This is a genomic window from Sphingomonas sp. SP3 (assembly GCF_058514305.1).
This window is the reverse complement of the sequence record NZ_JBZSOE010000001.1, coordinates 1,178,605-1,195,082: the sequence shown is the minus strand read 5'-3', so window position 1 is coordinate 1,195,082 and position 16,478 is coordinate 1,178,605. Positions and strand designations below refer to the sequence as shown.

General features: G+C 64.1%; 17 protein-coding genes. 7 read left to right on the top strand and 10 right to left on the bottom strand.

Annotated elements, in window-relative coordinates:
• Nucleotides 1-19: 19 nt before the first annotated feature.
• Nucleotides 20-763, bottom strand: a complete 744-nt coding sequence (locus tag AC4K8G_RS06280; RefSeq protein ID WP_491734423.1) for an Mrp/NBP35 family ATP-binding protein — start codon at nt 761-763, stop codon at nt 20-22.
• A gap of 263 nt (nt 764-1,026) precedes the next feature.
• Between AC4K8G_RS06280 and hflK the strand changes: the two genes are divergently transcribed.
• The 3 genes from hflK to AC4K8G_RS06265 all read left to right on the top strand — a co-directional run bounded on the left by hflK (nt 1,027) and on the right by AC4K8G_RS06265 (nt 4,598).
• The gene (hflK, locus tag AC4K8G_RS06275) at nt 1,027-2,097 is read left to right on the top strand and encodes an FtsH protease activity modulator HflK (protein ID WP_491733308.1); all 1,071 of its coding nucleotides are present in this window, start codon (nt 1,027-1,029) and stop codon (nt 2,095-2,097) included.
• Nucleotides 2,094-2,957 carry a protease modulator HflC gene (hflC, locus tag AC4K8G_RS06270; RefSeq protein WP_491733307.1) on the top strand — a complete coding sequence of 288 codons (864 nt, stop codon included), beginning with the start codon at nt 2,094-2,096 and terminating at the stop codon, nt 2,955-2,957. The genes hflK and hflC overlap by 4 nt, the downstream gene beginning before the upstream one ends.
• A 78-nt stretch (nt 2,958-3,035) precedes the next feature.
• The gene (locus AC4K8G_RS06265) at nt 3,036-4,598 is read left to right on the top strand and encodes a Do family serine endopeptidase (protein WP_491733306.1); all 1,563 of its coding nucleotides are present in this window, start codon (nt 3,036-3,038) and stop codon (nt 4,596-4,598) included.
• A gap of 19 nt (nt 4,599-4,617) precedes the next feature.
• Here AC4K8G_RS06265 and AC4K8G_RS06260 read toward each other — a convergent pair whose 3' ends face one another.
• Nucleotides 4,618-5,490 carry a hypothetical protein gene (locus AC4K8G_RS06260; RefSeq protein ID WP_491733305.1) on the bottom strand — a complete coding sequence of 291 codons (873 nt, stop codon included), beginning with the start codon at nt 5,488-5,490 and terminating at the stop codon, nt 4,618-4,620.
• A gap of 118 nt (nt 5,491-5,608) precedes the next feature.
• On the opposite strand from AC4K8G_RS06260, the gene AC4K8G_RS06255 reads away from it, so the two are divergent.
• The 3 genes from AC4K8G_RS06255 to AC4K8G_RS06245 are packed head-to-tail and all read left to right on the top strand — an operon-like array spanning nt 5,609 to nt 8,700.
• A complete protein-coding gene (locus AC4K8G_RS06255; RefSeq protein ID WP_491733304.1) occupies nt 5,609-6,226 on the top strand; it encodes a hypothetical protein in 618 nt (205 codons plus the stop codon).
• Between the two features lie 20 nt (nt 6,227-6,246).
• Complete coding sequence (locus AC4K8G_RS06250; protein WP_491733303.1) at nt 6,247-6,654, top strand: nuclear transport factor 2 family protein; 408 nt, start codon at nt 6,247-6,249, stop codon at nt 6,652-6,654.
• Nucleotides 6,655-8,700, top strand: coding sequence for an OPT family oligopeptide transporter (locus AC4K8G_RS06245; protein ID WP_491733302.1), 2,046 nt, complete (start codon nt 6,655-6,657; stop codon nt 8,698-8,700).
• Nucleotides 8,701-8,735: 35 nt separating this feature from the next.
• Here the strand turns inward: AC4K8G_RS06245 and AC4K8G_RS06240 are convergent, their stop codons facing one another.
• Genes AC4K8G_RS06240 through ung form a run of 3 tightly spaced genes read right to left on the bottom strand, consistent with a single transcriptional unit; the run spans nt 8,736 to nt 10,865 of the window.
• Nucleotides 8,736-9,743, bottom strand: a complete 1,008-nt coding sequence (locus AC4K8G_RS06240) for a 2-dehydropantoate 2-reductase (protein WP_491733301.1) — start codon at nt 9,741-9,743, stop codon at nt 8,736-8,738.
• Nucleotides 9,730-10,176 carry a preQ(1) synthase gene (gene queF / locus AC4K8G_RS06235; protein ID WP_491733300.1) on the bottom strand — a complete coding sequence of 149 codons (447 nt, stop codon included), beginning with the start codon at nt 10,174-10,176 and terminating at the stop codon, nt 9,730-9,732. Before queF ends, AC4K8G_RS06240 begins: the two co-directional genes overlap by 14 nt.
• An 11-nt stretch (nt 10,177-10,187) precedes the next feature.
• A complete protein-coding gene (gene ung / locus AC4K8G_RS06230; RefSeq protein WP_491733299.1) occupies nt 10,188-10,865 on the bottom strand; it encodes a uracil-DNA glycosylase in 678 nt (225 codons plus the stop codon).
• Nucleotides 10,866-10,894: 29 nt separating this feature from the next.
• Between ung and AC4K8G_RS06225 the strand changes: the two genes are divergently transcribed.
• Complete coding sequence (locus tag AC4K8G_RS06225; protein WP_491733298.1) at nt 10,895-11,719, top strand: sulfurtransferase; 825 nt, start codon at nt 10,895-10,897, stop codon at nt 11,717-11,719.
• On the opposite strand, the gene AC4K8G_RS06220 is transcribed toward AC4K8G_RS06225, so the two are convergent.
• The 5 genes from AC4K8G_RS06220 to ileS are packed head-to-tail and all read right to left on the bottom strand — an operon-like array spanning nt 11,716 to nt 16,452.
• On the bottom strand, nt 11,716-12,075 hold the full coding sequence (locus tag AC4K8G_RS06220; RefSeq protein WP_491733297.1) for a hypothetical protein: 360 nt from the start codon (nt 12,073-12,075) through the stop codon (nt 11,716-11,718). The genes AC4K8G_RS06225 and AC4K8G_RS06220 overlap by 4 nt on opposite strands.
• 40 nt (nt 12,076-12,115) lie before the next feature.
• Nucleotides 12,116-12,667, bottom strand: coding sequence for a winged helix-turn-helix domain-containing protein (locus AC4K8G_RS06215; protein WP_491733296.1), 552 nt, complete (start codon nt 12,665-12,667; stop codon nt 12,116-12,118).
• Between the two features lie 30 nt (nt 12,668-12,697).
• On the bottom strand, nt 12,698-13,108 hold the full coding sequence (locus AC4K8G_RS06210) for a DUF3035 domain-containing protein (RefSeq protein WP_491733295.1): 411 nt from the start codon (nt 13,106-13,108) through the stop codon (nt 12,698-12,700).
• Nucleotides 13,101-13,619 carry a signal peptidase II gene (gene lspA / locus AC4K8G_RS06205; protein ID WP_491733294.1) on the bottom strand — a complete coding sequence of 173 codons (519 nt, stop codon included), beginning with the start codon at nt 13,617-13,619 and terminating at the stop codon, nt 13,101-13,103. The genes AC4K8G_RS06210 and lspA overlap by 8 nt, the downstream gene beginning before the upstream one ends.
• Complete coding sequence (ileS, locus tag AC4K8G_RS06200) at nt 13,612-16,452, bottom strand: isoleucine--tRNA ligase (RefSeq protein ID WP_491733293.1); 2,841 nt, start codon at nt 16,450-16,452, stop codon at nt 13,612-13,614. Before ileS ends, lspA begins: the two co-directional genes overlap by 8 nt.
• Between the last annotated feature and the right edge of the window lie 26 nt (nt 16,453-16,478).

The following is a 16,478-nucleotide window of genomic DNA, read 5'->3' as shown; positions in this document are numbered from 1 at the left end:
CGGCTCTCCTTCGCGTGGCTTAATGTTTGACCGCTTCCAAGAGTTTCGCGGCGATCGCGGCAAAGACCTCGCCTTCGGCCGCGAGCGGACGGCCGGCGTCCGAGCCCTCGCGGATCGCGAGCGATAGCGGAAGGCGACCGAGGAAAGGCAAGCCCAATTCGGTCGCCGCCGCTTCGGCGCCCCCTGTTCCGAAGGGATGCGATTGCTCACCGCAATGCGGGCAGGCGTAGGTCGCCATATTCTCGATGATGCCAAGGACAGGCACGCTGGTCTTGTTGAACAGGTCGACGGCCCGGCGCGCGTCGATCAGCGACAGATCCTGCGGAGTCGAGACGATCACTGCGCCCGCCGGCCGTGACCGTTGGATCAGCGAAAGCTGCACATCCCCCGTGCCGGGCGGCAAGTCGACCAGCAAAAGCTCGGTATCGCGCCAGTCTGCTTCGATCAGGTTAGCGAGAGCGCCAGTCGCCATCGGTCCGCGCCAAGCGAGCGCGTGCCCGGGCGACACGAGTTGGCCCAATGACAGAAACTTGATCCCATGCGCCTCGACCGGGATCAGCTTGTCGTCGGCAGCTTCGGGCTTGGTCGCTTTGCCGAGCAAGGTGGGCTGGGACGGGCCATAGACGTCGGCGTCGATCAGCCCGACCTTCTTGCCCATTCGCCCAAGCGCGACAGCAAGATTGGCTGACACCGTGGATTTCCCGACGCCACCCTTGCCGCTGCCAATCGCGATCAGGGTCCGCGCGGTTTGCGCGGCCGTCATCGCGATGCGGGCTTCATTGATACCAGCAGTCGCCAGCGCGGCCTCGCGAAGGTCCCGCTCGAGTGCCTCCGTGTCTTTCTTGCTGAGGCCGGTTGCGTCGACAATGATCGTGGCCACACCGCGCTCGAGTTTGCGAGATCGGATCCGCTCGTCGTGCGGGAGGCCAGTCAGCGGGTCGACGGGATGCGCCATGGCTCGCACATAGGAAGCGCGCTGAGGCTTGCCACTGTTTTTCGTCAGGCGCCCCTCCTATAAATGTATCGATGAGTATTTTTTTGGGGTGGGGCCAGCGCGCGCGCGGCTTGTTTGCTGACACCAAGGGCCCTTGGGGCGCCGGCGATTCCGGCGATCCTCCGCCTGAGGACGACAAGGCCGGCCCCTGGGGGGAATCCCCGCGTGGCCGACGGACGACGATCACCTCCGGTTCCAACGCGTCTTCGCTCGACGAACTGTTTCGTCGCGGGCGCGCTCGCTTCGGCGGCGGGGGTGGCTTGCCCGGAAGGCCGAATGGGTCGCTGATCACCTGGGCAGTGCTGGGTTTCTTCCTGCTTTGGCTCGTGTTCACCAGCGTGCATTCGATTTCGCCGGGCCAGCGCGGGGTTGTCACGCGGTTCGGGCGCTATAGTTCGACCCTGGGCCCCGGCGTAAGCTTTACGCTTCCGTCCCCGATCGACCGGGTAAAGAAACTCGATGTCGAAAATATCCGCAGCTTCGACCTTGGCTCGGATAGCGCCGAAGACTTGATGCTGACCGGCGACCAGAACCTGATCGACCTCGCTTATTCGGTGCGGTGGAATATCCGGACGCCGGAGCTTTATCTGTTCCAGATGGCGCAGCCCGACGAAACCATCCGCGAGGTTGCGGAGAGCGCGATGCGCGCTGTCGTCAGCCAGGTTACCCTGAACGACGCGATGGGAGATCGCCGCGCAGAGATCGAGGCTCAGGCTGCACAGAACATGCAGCGGATTCTCGATTCCTACCGGTCCGGCATCCAGGTTCAGGGCATCGCCATTAAGCAGGCCGATCCGCCCGACGCGGTCAACGATGCGTTCAAGCAGGTCACCGCGGCCCAGCAACAGGCGCAATCCTTCATCAACAGCGCCAATTCCTATTCTCTGCAGCTGCGGCAAAGGGCACAGGGCGACGCGACTGCGTTCGACAAGGTCTATGAGCAGTACAGACTGGCGCCCGAGGTTACCCGGCGGCGCATGTATTACGAGACGATGGAACAGGTGCTGTCCAAGGTCGACAAGACGATCATCGAAGCTCCGGGCGTGACGCCCTACCTTCCGCTTCCCGAAGTAAAAAAGCAGCAGCAGGAGCGGCAGCAATGACGGAGTTCCTTCGCGAACGCCCGATCCTGTCCGCGATCGCCGGCGTGCTTCTGCTCGCCATATTGCTGAGCAGCTTCCCAATCGTTCCCGAGACAAAACAGGCGGTGATCGTCCGCTTTGGCAAGCCGGTCCGAATCCTCAACGAATATGAGGCCGGGCGGCCGATCGGCACCGCTGGGGCGGGCATTTCCTGGCGAGTGCCGTTCGCCGAGCAAATCGTGTGGATCGACAAGCGCGTGCAGGATGTCGACATGCAGCGCCAGCAAGTCCTGTCGACCGATCAGCGCCGCCTCGAGGTCGATGCCTTTGCGCGCTATCGGATCGTCAATCCGCTGCTGATGTACATCCGCGCGGGCAGCGAGGAGCAATTGCGTGAACAGCTGCGGCCGATCCTCGGCTCGGAGGTGCGCAATGAACTGGGGCGGATCGAATTCGCCTCGCTCCTGACCCCTGAACGCCAGGGAATAATGGATGACGTGCGGACCTCGCTCAATCGCATCGCGCGCCAATATGGCGTGGAGATCATCGACGTTCGGATCAAGCGCACGGATCTCCCGGACGGTGCCCCGCTGTCGGCAGCGTTCGACCGGATGCGCACTGCGCGCGAGCAGGAAGCGCGGTCGATCCAGGCCCAGGGCATGAAGCAGGCGCAGATCATCCGTGCGCAAGCGGATGCGGATGCCGCCAAGATCTACGCGGCGAGCTTCGGCAAGGACCCGGACTTCTACGATTTTTACCGGGCGATGCAGAGCTACCAGGTGACCTTTATCGGCAACGGGCAGGACAAACCCGCGGGAACGACCATCGTTTTGTCGCCGCAAAACGACTATCTGAAGGAATTCACTGGACGCTCGCGCTGAACTTCCGGCGTTCAAATGTCGTTAATGCGGTGGGGACATTAGCGCCCCTTGCGTCCCACGCTAATTGATGGAGTATCGATGAGGTCGAAGGAGTCCGGAAAAGTGCGCTATGCCTACGGGGTCGCAATGGCCCTGCTTCTCGGGGGAACGGCGTTTTCTCTCGCCACAGGACAGGCGGGTGCCCAGGTCGCCCAGAACGCGCCTTCGCAAATGGCTCCGCGCCCGGGTGCGCCGATGTCGTTTGCCGACCTCACCGCGCGGCTAGCCCCCGCGGTCGTCAATATTTCCACCAAGCAGCGCGTGCCGATCAGGGCCCAGCAGGATCCTTTCGAGGAATTCTTCCGGCGCTTCGACCCGAGTCAGCCACAGGGCGACAGCTCTGGTGGCGGCGGAGCCCAGCCGCGGACGCGGGAAGCGGGCTCGCTCGGCTCCGGCTTCATCATTTCGCCGGACGGCTACATCGTCACCAACAACCACCTGATCCAGGGCCTGACCGGCACAGGCACCGTCGACAGCGTCACCATCACGACCACCAACGGCAAGGAATATCCGGCTCGCATCGTCGGTCGCGACGACACGTCGGATCTCGCGCTTTTGAAAATCGACGGCCAAAATCTGCCGTTCGTTCAGTGGGGCGACAGCACCAAGGCCCGCGTCGGCGATTGGGTGATCGCGATCGGCAACCCTTACGGCCTCGGCGGTACAGTCACGGCGGGCATCGTTTCCGCGATCCACCGCGGCATTCCTGGCGCGACCCCTGGCGCCTACGACCGCTACATCCAGACCGACGCTGCCATTAACATGGGCAACAGCGGCGGTCCGATGTTCGACCTCAACGGCAACGTCATTGGCATCAATGCGGCGCTGATTTCACCCACGGGTGCGTCGGTCGGCATCGGGCTCGCCATCCCGGCAGAGCTCGCCAAGCCGGTCATCGACGCCCTTGCCAAGGGCCAGCGTCCGCAGCGCGGCTATCTCGGCGTGGGCCTTCAGCCGCTCGACGAGGATCTCGCACCATCGCTCGGCCTGCCCAAGAATAGCGGCGAGATCGTTCGGTCGCTGGTCCCCAATGGCCCGGCGGCGCGCGGCGGCCTCCAGCAGGGCGACGTGATCGTCAGCGTTGGCGGCAAGCCGGTGACGCCCGAGGAAACCGTTTCCTACCTGATCGCGAATACGCAGGTGGGCTCGCGCGTCCCGCTGGTGATCATCCGCGGCGGCAAGCGCCAGACGGTGAATGTGGTCGTCGGCGAACGGCCGACGGAGGAAGCACTGTCGAAGATCGGCGGCAACAACTCGACCACGCCCGACACCAACGGCGGCGCATCGCCAACTGCTCCGCAGCGCGCGCTCGGCCTCTCGCTCGCGCCGCTGACTCCGGAGCTTGCCCGCGCGGGCAACCTGCCGGCGACGGCGCGCGGTGTGATCGTCACCTCGGTCGATCCGAACAGCGACGCGGCCGACCAAGGCCTTCAGCGTGGCGACCTCGTGGTTTCGGTCAATAACCAGCTGGTCACCAGCCCGGCCCAGGTGATCGCGAGCGTCGATGCAGCCCGCAAGGCAGGCCGCAGCAAGGTCCTGCTGCTGGTCAAGCGCGCAAATTCGCCAGAGGCGTTCGTCGGGATCGACATCAGCGGCCGTTAACGCGCGGCCGCTGACCGCCTTATCCGGCGGCGTTAGTCGTGGCTTCGGCCGGCGTGGCGCCGGCAAAGCCGCACTGCTTCTGTTCCATCGGGATCTGCTTGGTGATCCGGGTCGCATTCTCCGAATAAGCCTGCGTCACCGAGCCCTGATTCACGCTCTTGCCGCGCAGCGGACTCACGCCCTGGCAGATGTGGAAGACGTGCGGCGTCGCTGACTTCTTGGCACCGTTCTCAGGCGCGATCCAATAGACGACATCAAGGCCGTTCGGATTGGCGGCGCTCTTCGTCGCCTCGGCTACCGTCGCGGAATCCTCGGCGATGGCTTTGGCCTGCTCGGCCACTTCCGGCGAGCAGTCTTTCGTCAGTTGGCCAGCTTTGATCTCGGCCGCGCACTTGTTCATGTCCTGCGTGTATTGCTCGACCGACGGCGGGTTGAAGTCGATCCCGATGAAGGTCGCGGCGGCCGCTAAGACGAGGCCAATGCCGCCGGCGATCTTCTTGTTCTTGGGGTCCATGTCCTTGTCCATGAAGATCAGGACAATGAGCGGCAGGAATGCGATCACGGTGATGATCGCGCCCAGCTGGTTCTGGAAAAAGAAGCGGGCGGTATCGGACTGACGGGCCGGGTCCTGCTTGTTGGCGGCCTTCCACATCAGGCTGCCGGCGATCGCGAAGATCGCGATTCCGACCAGGATGCCGATCAGCAGCGGCAAGTTTCCGTGGTCGAACTTGTGCTGGCGCAGCATGACGATGCCGGCGATCTCGCCGCCGATCGCAACGACCCAGGCCAAGGCCGCAAACAGGCGGAGGCGCGTGGCGGTGCCCTTCTGATCGTGCGTTGCACGCCATTCCTTGGTGACGTCGACCTCTTCTGACCGCTTACCGTCCGACATGTTCAATCCCCTTTACCGACACGCTCCAGGACGGGACCTTCCTAAACGACGCGCGACTCCGACACGAGAGGAATTGTTGTTATGAGGCGGGCCGGAGTCGTTGGGGGATCGCGGTGCCATGCTATTCGTGACCGTTTTGCTTGCTGGTGCGCCGGCTGCGGCCGACGTCGCCGGGCTTTATCAAAGCCAGCAAATGGAAGTGGGCGCGGCGCTCGAGCTGCAGAAGAACGGGCACTTCCGCTACCAGCTCGCGTATGGCGCCATCGATGAAGAGAGCGAGGGCGACTGGACCTTCGACGGCAAGGTCGTGCGGCTAACGACCAAGCCGATGCCCAATGAACCGACGTTCGAAGTCATCCGCGACACGCCCGCTGCAAAATGCACGTTGTCGCTCTCGGTCGACTGGGGCCGGTTCAGCTGGAGCTCGCCGCCCGACGTTCTGGTGACCTACGAGGGATCGCCCAAGGAGCTGCACTTCCTCCAGGCCGACGAGAAGGGGAAGGTGCACCTGCCCAATTGCGGGGTGACCTCGGTGTTTCCGATCGTGCCGATGTTCGACATTCCCGGCGAGCCCCTGAAGGTCAAAAGCACGACCGGTCACAAACTCTCGCTACGCTTCAAACCCAACGACTTGGGCCATGCTGCATTCCGGGAGGAGCAGCTCAAATTGGACGGCAACGTGCTGGTGCTGGATCGATATGACGCGGAGATTCGCTTTCTTCGCGCCGAGCCGTAAAGAGGGGCCAGAGGGGAAGCGTGTCCGATAAATCCTGTGCAGTAATCGAGGGCCTTGAGCACGAGTGGCGCGATGCGCTGTGCAGCAAGGACATGGAGCGCCTTCGGTCGCTGGTGCACGAAGATTTCGTGCTCATCGGCACGCGCTCGAGCGGTCCGTTCCAGATGCATCGCGACGATTGGCTCGACGCGATCCAGCGGCGCGAGGTCGACAACATCCAGCTGGAAGTCCGCGACGCCACGACCGTCGGCGACGTGATGATCGGCACGGTCCATGCCCGCTGGCGGCTGAAATATCTTGGCCGCGTGATCGAAGATTGCGTCCTGCTCACCGACGTGTGGGTCAAGGACGATGGCCGATGGCAGGCTGTTCGCCGCCACTCCACGCCGGCACCGCCCGGTGATTGTCCAAATTTGAAAGGGGAATAGATGGCTCGGGACCAAGTCGCGCGAAGCGGTGGCGAGATCAAGGAACTGACGATCCGAGGGATCATCCTCGGCGCATTGATCACCGTCGTGTTCACCGCCGCCAACGTCTATCTCGGGCTCAAGATCGGCATCACCTTCGCGACCTCAATTCCGGCCGCGGTCATCTCCATGGCCGTGCTGAAAGCGTTCCGCGATGCGACGATCCAGGAAAACAACATCGTCCAGACGATCGCATCGGCGGCAGGGACGCTGTCCGCGATCATCTTCGTCCTTCCCGGCCTGATCATGGTCGGCTGGTGGACCGGCTTCCCTTATTGGCTGTCGGTCGCGGTGATCGGCATCGGCGGCATATTGGGCGTCATGTATTCGGTGCCGCTGAGGCGCGCGCTGGTTACCGGGACCGACCTGCCATACCCCGAAGGCGTCGCTGCCGCTGAGGTCCTGAAAGTTGGAAGCGGAGTAGGAGGCGCGGAAGAGAATCGGCGTGGCCTGGTGCTGATCGCGGGCTCCACGCTCGTTTCCGCGGCCTATTTCATCATCGCCAAGACCCGACTGCTGACCGACACCGCAGGCAAGGTATTCAAGGTCGGTACCGGCGGCTCGGCGATTTCGGCAAGCTTGTCGATGGCGCTGATCGGCGTCGGCCACCTCGTCGGCGTTGCCGTCGGCATGGCAATGGTCGTCGGCATGTTGATTACCTGGGTGTTCATCGTCCCCCACTGGACGCAGGATGTCGCCTTCGTTTCCCAGATCGCGGCGCCCGACCTCGAAACCTTGGTCAGTGCCGCCTTCCGCCAGAAAGCGCGCATGGTCGGCGCGGGCACGATCGGTGTCGCGGCGATCTGGACGCTGCTCAAGATCATTGGGCCGATCGTTGCGGGCATCCGCTCGGCGCTCATTGCCAGCCGCGAGCGTAAGGCCGGGCGGGCCGCGGAGTTGCCGCTGACCGAGCGCGACATTCCGATCGGCATCGTCACCGCGGTCATCCTCCTGTCGATGATCCCGATCGGACTTCTGCTCTATGCTTTTGGCAACACCGCGCCGATCGCCTCCGAGCCGACGGTGACGATCGTTCTCAGCATCATCTACACGCTAATCGCCGGCGTCGTGATTGCCGCGGTGTGCGGATATATGGCGGGCCTCATCGGCGCGTCGAACAGCCCGATCTCGGGCGTCGGCATTCTGTCCGTGCTTGGCATCGCGCTGATCCTCGCAGCGCTGTTCCCGCATGCTAGCGGCGACGCGACCAAGGCGCTGGTTGCCTTTGCCCTGTTCGTCACCGCCATCATCTTCGGCGTCGCGACGATCTCGAACAACAATCTCCAGGACCTGAAGACCGGCCAGCTGGTCGAAGCTACGCCGTGGCGCCAGCAGGTCGCGCTGGTTCTTGGCGTGGTGTTCGGCGCGCTGGTCATTCCGCCGATCCTCGACCTCATGAATACCGCTTTCACCTTCCAGGGTGCGCCCGGCGCCAAGGAAAGCGCGCTGGCGGCGCCGCAGGCGGCGATCATCTCGACCATCGCCCAGGGCGTGCTCGGTGGTAACCTCGATTGGCCGATGATCCGCGAAGGGGCGATCATTGGTGTCGTCGCCGTAATTGTCGACGAGGTGCTCAAGCGCAGCTCGGGCAAGCGCCTGCACCTGCCGCCGCTCGCGATCGGAATGGGCATTTACCTGCCGCTCGAAGCAGACTTGCTTATCCCGTTCGGCGCGGTCCTCGGCTGGTTCTACAATCGTTGGGCAATGCAATCGAAGAGCCCCGCGTTCGCCGAGCGCATGGGCGTGCTGATGGCGACAGGCCTAATCGTCGGCGAGAGCCTGATGGGCGTGGTTTATGCCTTCGCGGTAGCCGGCGCGGAAAAGGCCGGGTCCGCCGACAGCGCCAACGTTTTCGGCCTGGTCGAGCCCTATTCGGCAGTGATGCTGGTCAGCGTCGTCGTATTTTCGGCAGCCATTGGCGCGCTCTATTTCTGGACCAAGGGCAAGGCTTCGGATGCGCCCGCTCCAAGCGACGCCGGGATCGCGGACGAAGCGACCTACCGCTAGGGTACCCATCAAAGTAGTATTTTGATGGGGTCCTTCTAGCGGCCGAGCACCTCGCGCCGGAGCAGGGCCGGTGGCCATGGCTTGGGGTCAACTTCGGCGAGACGGATCAGGCGGACGATCGCGCTGTTGACCGGCGCATCGCCGCCCAGCCGCTCGGCCAGCCGAACGAGCTCGCCGTTGATATAATCGACCTCGGTCTTTCGCCCGACGGCGAGATCGTCCGCCATCGACGATCTGGCCTTGGCGTCGATATGCCAGGCCTTCAGGAACAGGTGGTTGAACAGCCAGTCGGGCGCCCTCATCACCCATGGCAGCATGCGCGGCGGCGACGGGCCGACCTTCGCCGGCCGGATACCGCCCCGACGGAGAAGACCTAACGCCTCCCGCTGCGCGGCGGAAACGACGCGCCGATAATCGCGCACCTTCAGCTCTTCGACCAACGTCCGGCCCGACAAGGCGCTGACGGCATTGTTGAGGTTGATGAGCAGCTTGCCCCAGGCGAGGCCGAGCATGTCGCGCGACAGTTTCAGGGAAGCCGGCGTGCCCCTGACGCGTCCGGCCAACGCCCGCGTTTCTGGGCGATCCTCGACCCACAAATCGCCGGACACGCCTTTGTGGAAATGGCCATCGCCAAGATAGGCGATGTTGAAGCGGACCATGCCGCGCACGATGCGAAAGCGGCTGCCAAGCTCGGCTTCGAGAATGTCGTAATTGCTGATGCCGTTCTGGAAGCTGATGACGAGAGCCCCGTCTCGCGCGTGCTCGGCGATCTCCCGGGCTGCGTCGCGGGTTGCGCCGCTCTTCACGCAAACCAGAATGATGTCGGCGTCCGCAAGCGCGGCGGGGACGCAGGCGTAATCGACGTCGCGAAGCTCAAAACGCCAGCCCGAATAGTCGGTAAGGGTCAGCCCATGATCGCGCACATCGTGCGCGATCCTCGGGCGACCGATGAAGCTGACCGGAAGGCCGGCGGCGGCCCAAGCCCCGCCGATGAAGCAGCCGACAGAGCCGGCGCCAAGGACCGCGATTCTATCCCCGGCCACGGTAAGGTGCGACGCCCTGGTCGGGCAGCCACAATCCTTCGGGCGGCGATGACGACTGCCAGAAGACGTCAATCGGGATCCCGCCGCGCGGATACCAATAGCCGCCGATGCGAAGCCATTTGGGCTTCATTTCCTCGGCAAGGCGCTGCCCGATGCCGACCGTCACGTCCTCGTGAAAGCCGCAATGGTTGCGGAACGACCCCAGAAACAGCTTGAGGCTCTTGCTCTCGACGATCGTCTCGGCCGGCGCATAGTCGATAACGAGGTGCGCGAAGTCGGGCTGGCCGGTGACCGGGCACAGCGAGGTGAATTCGGGCGCGGCGAAGCGCACAAGGTAAAGCGTCCCGGCTCGCGGGTTCGGCACATAGTCGAGCGTCGCCGCGTCTGGCGATGCGGGAAGCGCGCTGGCCTTGCCGAGGTGCTGCGTGTCCATCGCGCGGGCTCTTAGGGTTCCGGAAGCGCCCAGTCGATGGGGGCGATGCCCTCGCTCTGCAGGAAGGCGTTGGCCTTGGAGAAATGTTTGCAGCCGAAGAAGCCGCTGTGCGCCGACAATGGGGAGGGGTGCGGGGCCTTCAGCACGAGGTGCTTGGAGCTATCAACGAAGGCGGCCTTCTTCTGGGCGTAGCTGCCCCACAGCATGAACACTACCGGATGATCGAGCGCGTTCACCTCGCGGATGATCGTGTCGGTGAAGCGCTCCCACCCTTTTTCCCGATGCGAGGCGGCCTGGCCCATCTCGACCGTCAGCACGCTGTTCAAGAGCAGCACGCCCTGCTTCGACCAATGTTCGAGGAAGCCGTGGCTCGGCCGCGCGATGCCAAGGTCAGATTCTAGTTCCTTATATATGTTCCTGAGACTCGGCGGCGGATCGACTCCGTTCGGCACCGAGAAGCAGAGGCCGTGCGCCTGGCCGGGGCCATGGTACGGGTCTTGCCCCAGGATCACGACCTTGACCTTGTCGGGCGGCGTCAGGTCGAGGGCTTTGAACCAGTCGCAACCCTTTGGGAAGATGTGTTTTCCCTGATCTTTTTCAGCCAGCAGGAAGGCTTTGAGATCGGCCATGTAAGGCTGGTCGAACTCATCGCGGAGCCGCTCCAGCCAGCCTTCGTGAAGCTTGATCATCGCGTCCTTTTGTAGCCTATCGTCGCCGAATGGAATCGCTCGTTTCGACCGACTGGCTGGCCCGCCACCTTGAGGAGGTCACGGTGGTCGATTGCACCTGGTTCATGCCGTCGAGCGGGCGCAGCGGCCGCGATGAATATTTGGAGGCGCATATTCCGGGCGCGCGCTTCCTCGACATCGACGAGGTCAGCGACCGCTCCAACCCCGCACCGCATATGCTGCCGAACGCGGCCGAGTTCGCCTCCGCCATGGAGGCATTAGGCATCGGCAGCGACGACCGCATCGTCGTTTACGACAATAGCCCGACGCGGACCGCTTCGCGCGGCTGGTTCACCTTGCGGCACTTCGGCGCGCGCAACGTGGCGGTGCTCGACGGTGGCATGCAGAAGTGGCTGGCGGAAGGGCGGCCGACCGAGAGCGGGAACGTTGCGCCTCGCGGCGCGGGGTTCACCGCGGCCGAGCGGGCGGACGTCGTCACCAAGGAGCAGCTTGTCGAAGGTGTCGGCTGCGCGATTGCCGATGCTCGCGGCAGGGGCCGGTTCGAAGCGACCGAGCCGGAGCCCCGATTGGGCCTTGCCGGCGGCCACATCCCGGGTTCGCGCAACCTGCCGTTCGGGCAGCTTTATCGCGAGGACGGGACGTTCAAGTCGCCGGAAGACCTCCGGGCTGAGTTTGCGGCCGCGGGCCTCGACCCGTCCAAGCCCTTCGCCGCAAGCTGCGGGTCGGGCGTCACTGCAGCGATATTGATCTTTGCCGCGCACCTCATCGGCGGCGACGGCCACAAGCTTTACGATGGCAGCTGGAGCGAGTGGGGCGCCGACCCGGCGACGCCCAAAGCTGTCGGCCCCGCTTAAGCGAGGATGATGCCGGCGACGTCCTGAAGCTCGCGGCGGATCTGGTCGACCATCGCCTGCGTCGCTTCGGCGTTGGGTTCGCGGCCTTCCTGGCGTTCGATCACCAAGGCTTCGAGGCCGGCGGCGGCGGCGCCAACAAGCGCGCCCGAACGGCGGTCGAAATGGCGCTGCTTGCCTTCACCTGCGTCATCCCAGGCGCTGGCGATCTCACCGTCCTGGTTGAAGTCGGACGCGGGGCCTGAACCGAACGGCTCGACCAGCCGCATCGCATGGCGGACGCTGGCCAGCCGCGACACCGCCTCGGCATAGGCCAAGGGGCGAGACTGCGGCTGAGACTCGGGAAGCAAGTGAAGCATGAACCCGGCGTAACCGGGTACGGCTAAGGATTAGTAAACGTCAGGCGCCCTGGTTGGCGTCGATGTCGCGAAGGATCCAGCCGCGCTGCGGGATGGTCTCGATGAACTCCGCGCCGCCGCTCGCATTGCGAAGCTTCTTACGGAGCTTCGAGATGAACACGTCGATGATCTTGGGCTGCGGCTGGTCGTCCGAACGCCGGTAGAGGTGCTTCAGCAGCATCGCCCGGGTGACGACATTGTTGCGCGCGAAGGCGAGCAGCTCGAGCACGCGATATTCCATCTCGGTAATGCCGATCGGATGGCCGTCGATGCGGATCAGGCGCTGGACCTGGTCGACTGACAGGCGGCCGCCGCAAAGCGTTTCCGGCATGTCGCCGCCAGTCGCCTTGAGGCTGGCGAGCAGCTTCGACGCCGCTTCCTCGCTGTCTTCGGGCGAAACGCTGCGGGGCGACCCGATGATCGCCTGCTGGATATCGCCGAGGAGCTTGTGCGCCTCCTCGACCAGTCGCGTTCCTTCTTCAAACCGGCGGCGGGACCGGTCGAGCATCGATTCAATTTCGACGAGGCGTCCGGAAAGGTTGGATTCGGCCATTTTTAAAAGTTCGTATCCCCGTTTGTCTTTTTACTGTCCGGTTTGCGCGGAGGCGACGTTGGTATTGGTCGGCTGGGCGGAAAGGATGGTCAAGGTCGTCGCACCCTTGTCGACGATCCGCGTATCCGGATCCCATACGGTCGAGCGAATGCCGACGGCGGCCATGTCGCGGTTGGCCTGGTCGAGCAGGCTCATTTCGCCGAGGCTGCGCGGGGCAGGGCCGCCGAACAAGGTGTCGATCGCCTGCTGCTGCGCGTCGGCGGGCGACAGGCCGTTCGTGCCAGTGACCGGCGGGGCAAGGTTGAAGTCCGGCGGGACGACCAGCGGCGCGCTGCGCGCGACGGTGAATTCCGCATTGGGGTTCTTGCGGCCACGCAGCGCGGCACAACCGCTGGTTGCGACAAACGCCACGAGAACCAGCGCGGTAAGGCTCTTACGCATGTTCGATAGTCTCCTCAGGCCCGGGGCCTTTCGCGTCGTCCTTACGAGTGACGAACGCACGCAGCAACAGGATCACGACCGCGATGCTAATCGCCGCATCGCCTACATTGAAGATTAAAAAGGGGCGGAACTCGCCGAAATGCAGGTCCAGGAAATCGGTCACGAAGCCGTGGCGGACGCGATCGAGGATATTGCCTAGCGCGCCGCCGAGCACCATCCCGAGCGCGACCTGATCGATCCGGTTCTTTTCCTTGCCCAGCCACACGGCAACGCCGACGGCGATGGCGCTGGTCAGCGCGACCAGCATCCAGCGGCCGATGGGGTTGGTCGCGTTGAGCAGCCCCAGCGAAATCCCTTGGTTCTCGGTGTAGGTGAAGTTGAAGATCGGCAGCAGGTAAAGCTGGTCGCCGAGCTGGTTGATGTTGAGCGGGCCGGTCACGTACCATTTCGACAGCTGGTCGAGCGCAAACACCAGCAACGCGATGAGGAAGCCGAAGCGGCGCTCAGCCATTGACCACCTCGGCGCAGCGCGCGTCGAGCTCACCGTCGGCCTTCACGTCCGGAAGGTGACGCCAGCAGCGGCCGCATTTGTGGTTCCCCGTCTTTGTCACCTTGATCTCTTCGCCTGAATGAACTGTCGATGTGATGAACAACTCGGCGAGGAGCGCGGGGTCCTCCTTGCTCGGGACCGAGACCTCAGCTTCCAGGCTCGACCCGACGACCTTGTCGCGGCGAAGCGGCTCGATCGCCTCGGTGACCTGGGCGCGAAGCGCTCGAAGCTCGGCCCACTTCCTGTCGTCGGCATCGACCGGCGGGATCTCCGGCCAGTCGAGGAGATGGACCGACCCGGCGTCGGGGAAGCGCGTTCCCCACACTTCCTCGGTCGTGAAGACGAGGACGGGCGCGAGCCAGCGTACCAATGCGTGGAACAGGGTGTCGAGCACGGTGCGGTAGGCGCGGCGCTTCAGCGCGCCCGGCGCGTCGCAATAGAGGCTGTCCTTGCGGATATCGAAATAGAAGGCCGAAAGGTCCTCGTTGGCGAAGTCGGTCAACGCGCGGACGTAATGGTTGAAGTCGAATTCATCGAGCGCGCGGCGGAGCGTCTTGTCGAGCTCCGACGTCACATGGAGCATGTAGCGGTCGAGCTCGGGATATTGGGCGACGTCGTCGAGCCGCTCCTCATCGCTGAATCCGTCGAGCGCGCCCAAGAGGTAGCGGAAGGTGTTGCGGAGCTTGCGATACTGGTCGGCGACCCCGGCGAGGATCTCCTTCCCGATACGGTGATCCTCGGTGAAGTCGACGCTCAGCGCCCACAGCCGGAGGATGTCCGCGCCGTAATCGCGCATCAGGTCCAGCGGGTTGACGGTGTTGCCGAGGCTCTTGGACATCTTCATGCCCTTGGAGTCCATCGAGAAGCCGTGGGTCAGCAGTGCGTTGAACGGCGCGCGGCCGCGCGTGCCGCAGCTTTCGAGCAGCGAGGACTGGAACCAGCCGCGGTGCTGGTCCGACCCTTCGACATAGATGTCGGCCGGCCAATGCTCTTCCGGCCAGCGCCCGCTTTCGAGCACGAAGGCGTGGGTTGAGCCACTGTCGAACCAGACATCCAGGATGTCGGTGACCATCTCGTAATCGTCGGGATTGCGGTTGCCGAGGAAGCGCCCGGCATTTTCCTCGCTCCAGGCGTCGACGCCCTCGCTCCTGATCGCATCGGCGATGCGCTGGTTCACCTCATGGTCGACCAGCAGCTTCTGCGTCTTCTTTTCGACGAACACCGCGATGGGCACGCCCCAGGCACGCTGGCGGCTGATGACCCAGTCAGGCCGGCCCTCGACCATCGCGGCGAGGCGGTTGCGGCTCTTCTCGGGGACGAAGCGCGTATCGGCGATGGCCCTCATCGCCAGCTGGCGAAGCGTTGGCGTCGCTTCGATCGCGCCGCCCTCATTGTCCCAGCGCTGCTCGGCGAAGCTCTCGCAGTGCCAGGCGGGCAGGGGCTGGTCCATGGCGATGAACCATTGCGGGGTGCAGCGGTAGATGACCTTGGCTTTCGAGCGCCAGCTGTGCGGGTAGCTGTGCTGGAAGTCGGCGGAGGCGGCGAGCAAGGCGCCGACGTCGCGCAGGTCATTGCAGATCGGTCCATCGGGCGCGTTGAACTTGGCGTTGATGACGCTTCCGCCGCCCGGCAGCCAGGCCCAGTCGTCGCGGTAGAATCCACCTGCATCGACCGCGAACACCGGGTCGATCCCGTTGGCGCGGCAAAGCTCGAAATCGTCCTCGCCGTGGTCGGGCGCCATGTGGACGAGGCCCGTGCCCTGGTCGGTGGTGACGAAATCGCCGGGCAGGAACGGACGCGGCTTGGCGAAGAACCCGCCGAGCTTGTGCATCGGGTGGCGGGCGATCGTGCCGGCGAGATCGGAGCCCTTGTAGATCGTTACCTTTGTCGCGCCACTGGCTGGTGCCGCAGTGCCGCTTTCATTGACTCCAGTGCGGAGCGAAAGGGCGTAACAGAGGTCTTCGGCGACGAGATATCTGCGGTCGCCGTAATGAACCAAAACATATTCGACCTCTGGCCCATAAGCGACGCCTTGATTGACCGGGATCGTCCACGGCGTCGTCGTCCAGATCACCGCATAAGCGCCGACCAGTTCCGGGATCGGGCTCTCGACAATCTCGAACGCGACATCGATCTGGGTTGAGACGATGTCTTCATATTCGATCTCGGCCTCGGCCAGCGCGGTCTTCTCGACCGGCGACCACATAACCGGCTTGGCGCCGCGATAGAGCTGGCCGCTCTCGGCGAACTTGAACAATTCGGAGACGATTGTCGCCTCTGACGAATAGTCCATCGTCAGGTACGGATTGTCCCAGTCGGCAAGCGTGCCCAAGCGCTTCATCTGCTCGCGCTGAACGCCGACCCAATGCTGCGCATAAGCGCGGCACTCGGCGCGAAACTCCTTGATCGGGACCTCGTCCTTGTTGAGCTTCTTCTTGCGATACTGCTCCTCGACCTTCCACTCGATCGGGAGCCCATGGCAGTCCCAGCCAGGCACGTAGGGCGCGTCCTTGCCGAGCAGGGTCTGGCTGCGGACGACCATGTCCTTCAGCGTCTTGTTGAGCGCATGGCCGATGTGGATGTCGCCATTGGCGTAGGGCGGGCCGTCGTGGGCGATGAACTTCTCGCGCCCGGCACGCGCCTTGCGGACCTGGCCGTACAGGTCCTGTTCCACCCAGCGGGCAAGGATCGCCGGCTCCTTCTGCGGAAGCCCGGCTTTCATCGGAAAGTCGGTCTTGGGCAGGAACACGGTCGATCGGTAATCGGGCTTGGTAGGCGTATCGGCTTCAGACATTGCGCCGCGGCTCTAGCGGTCGGTTC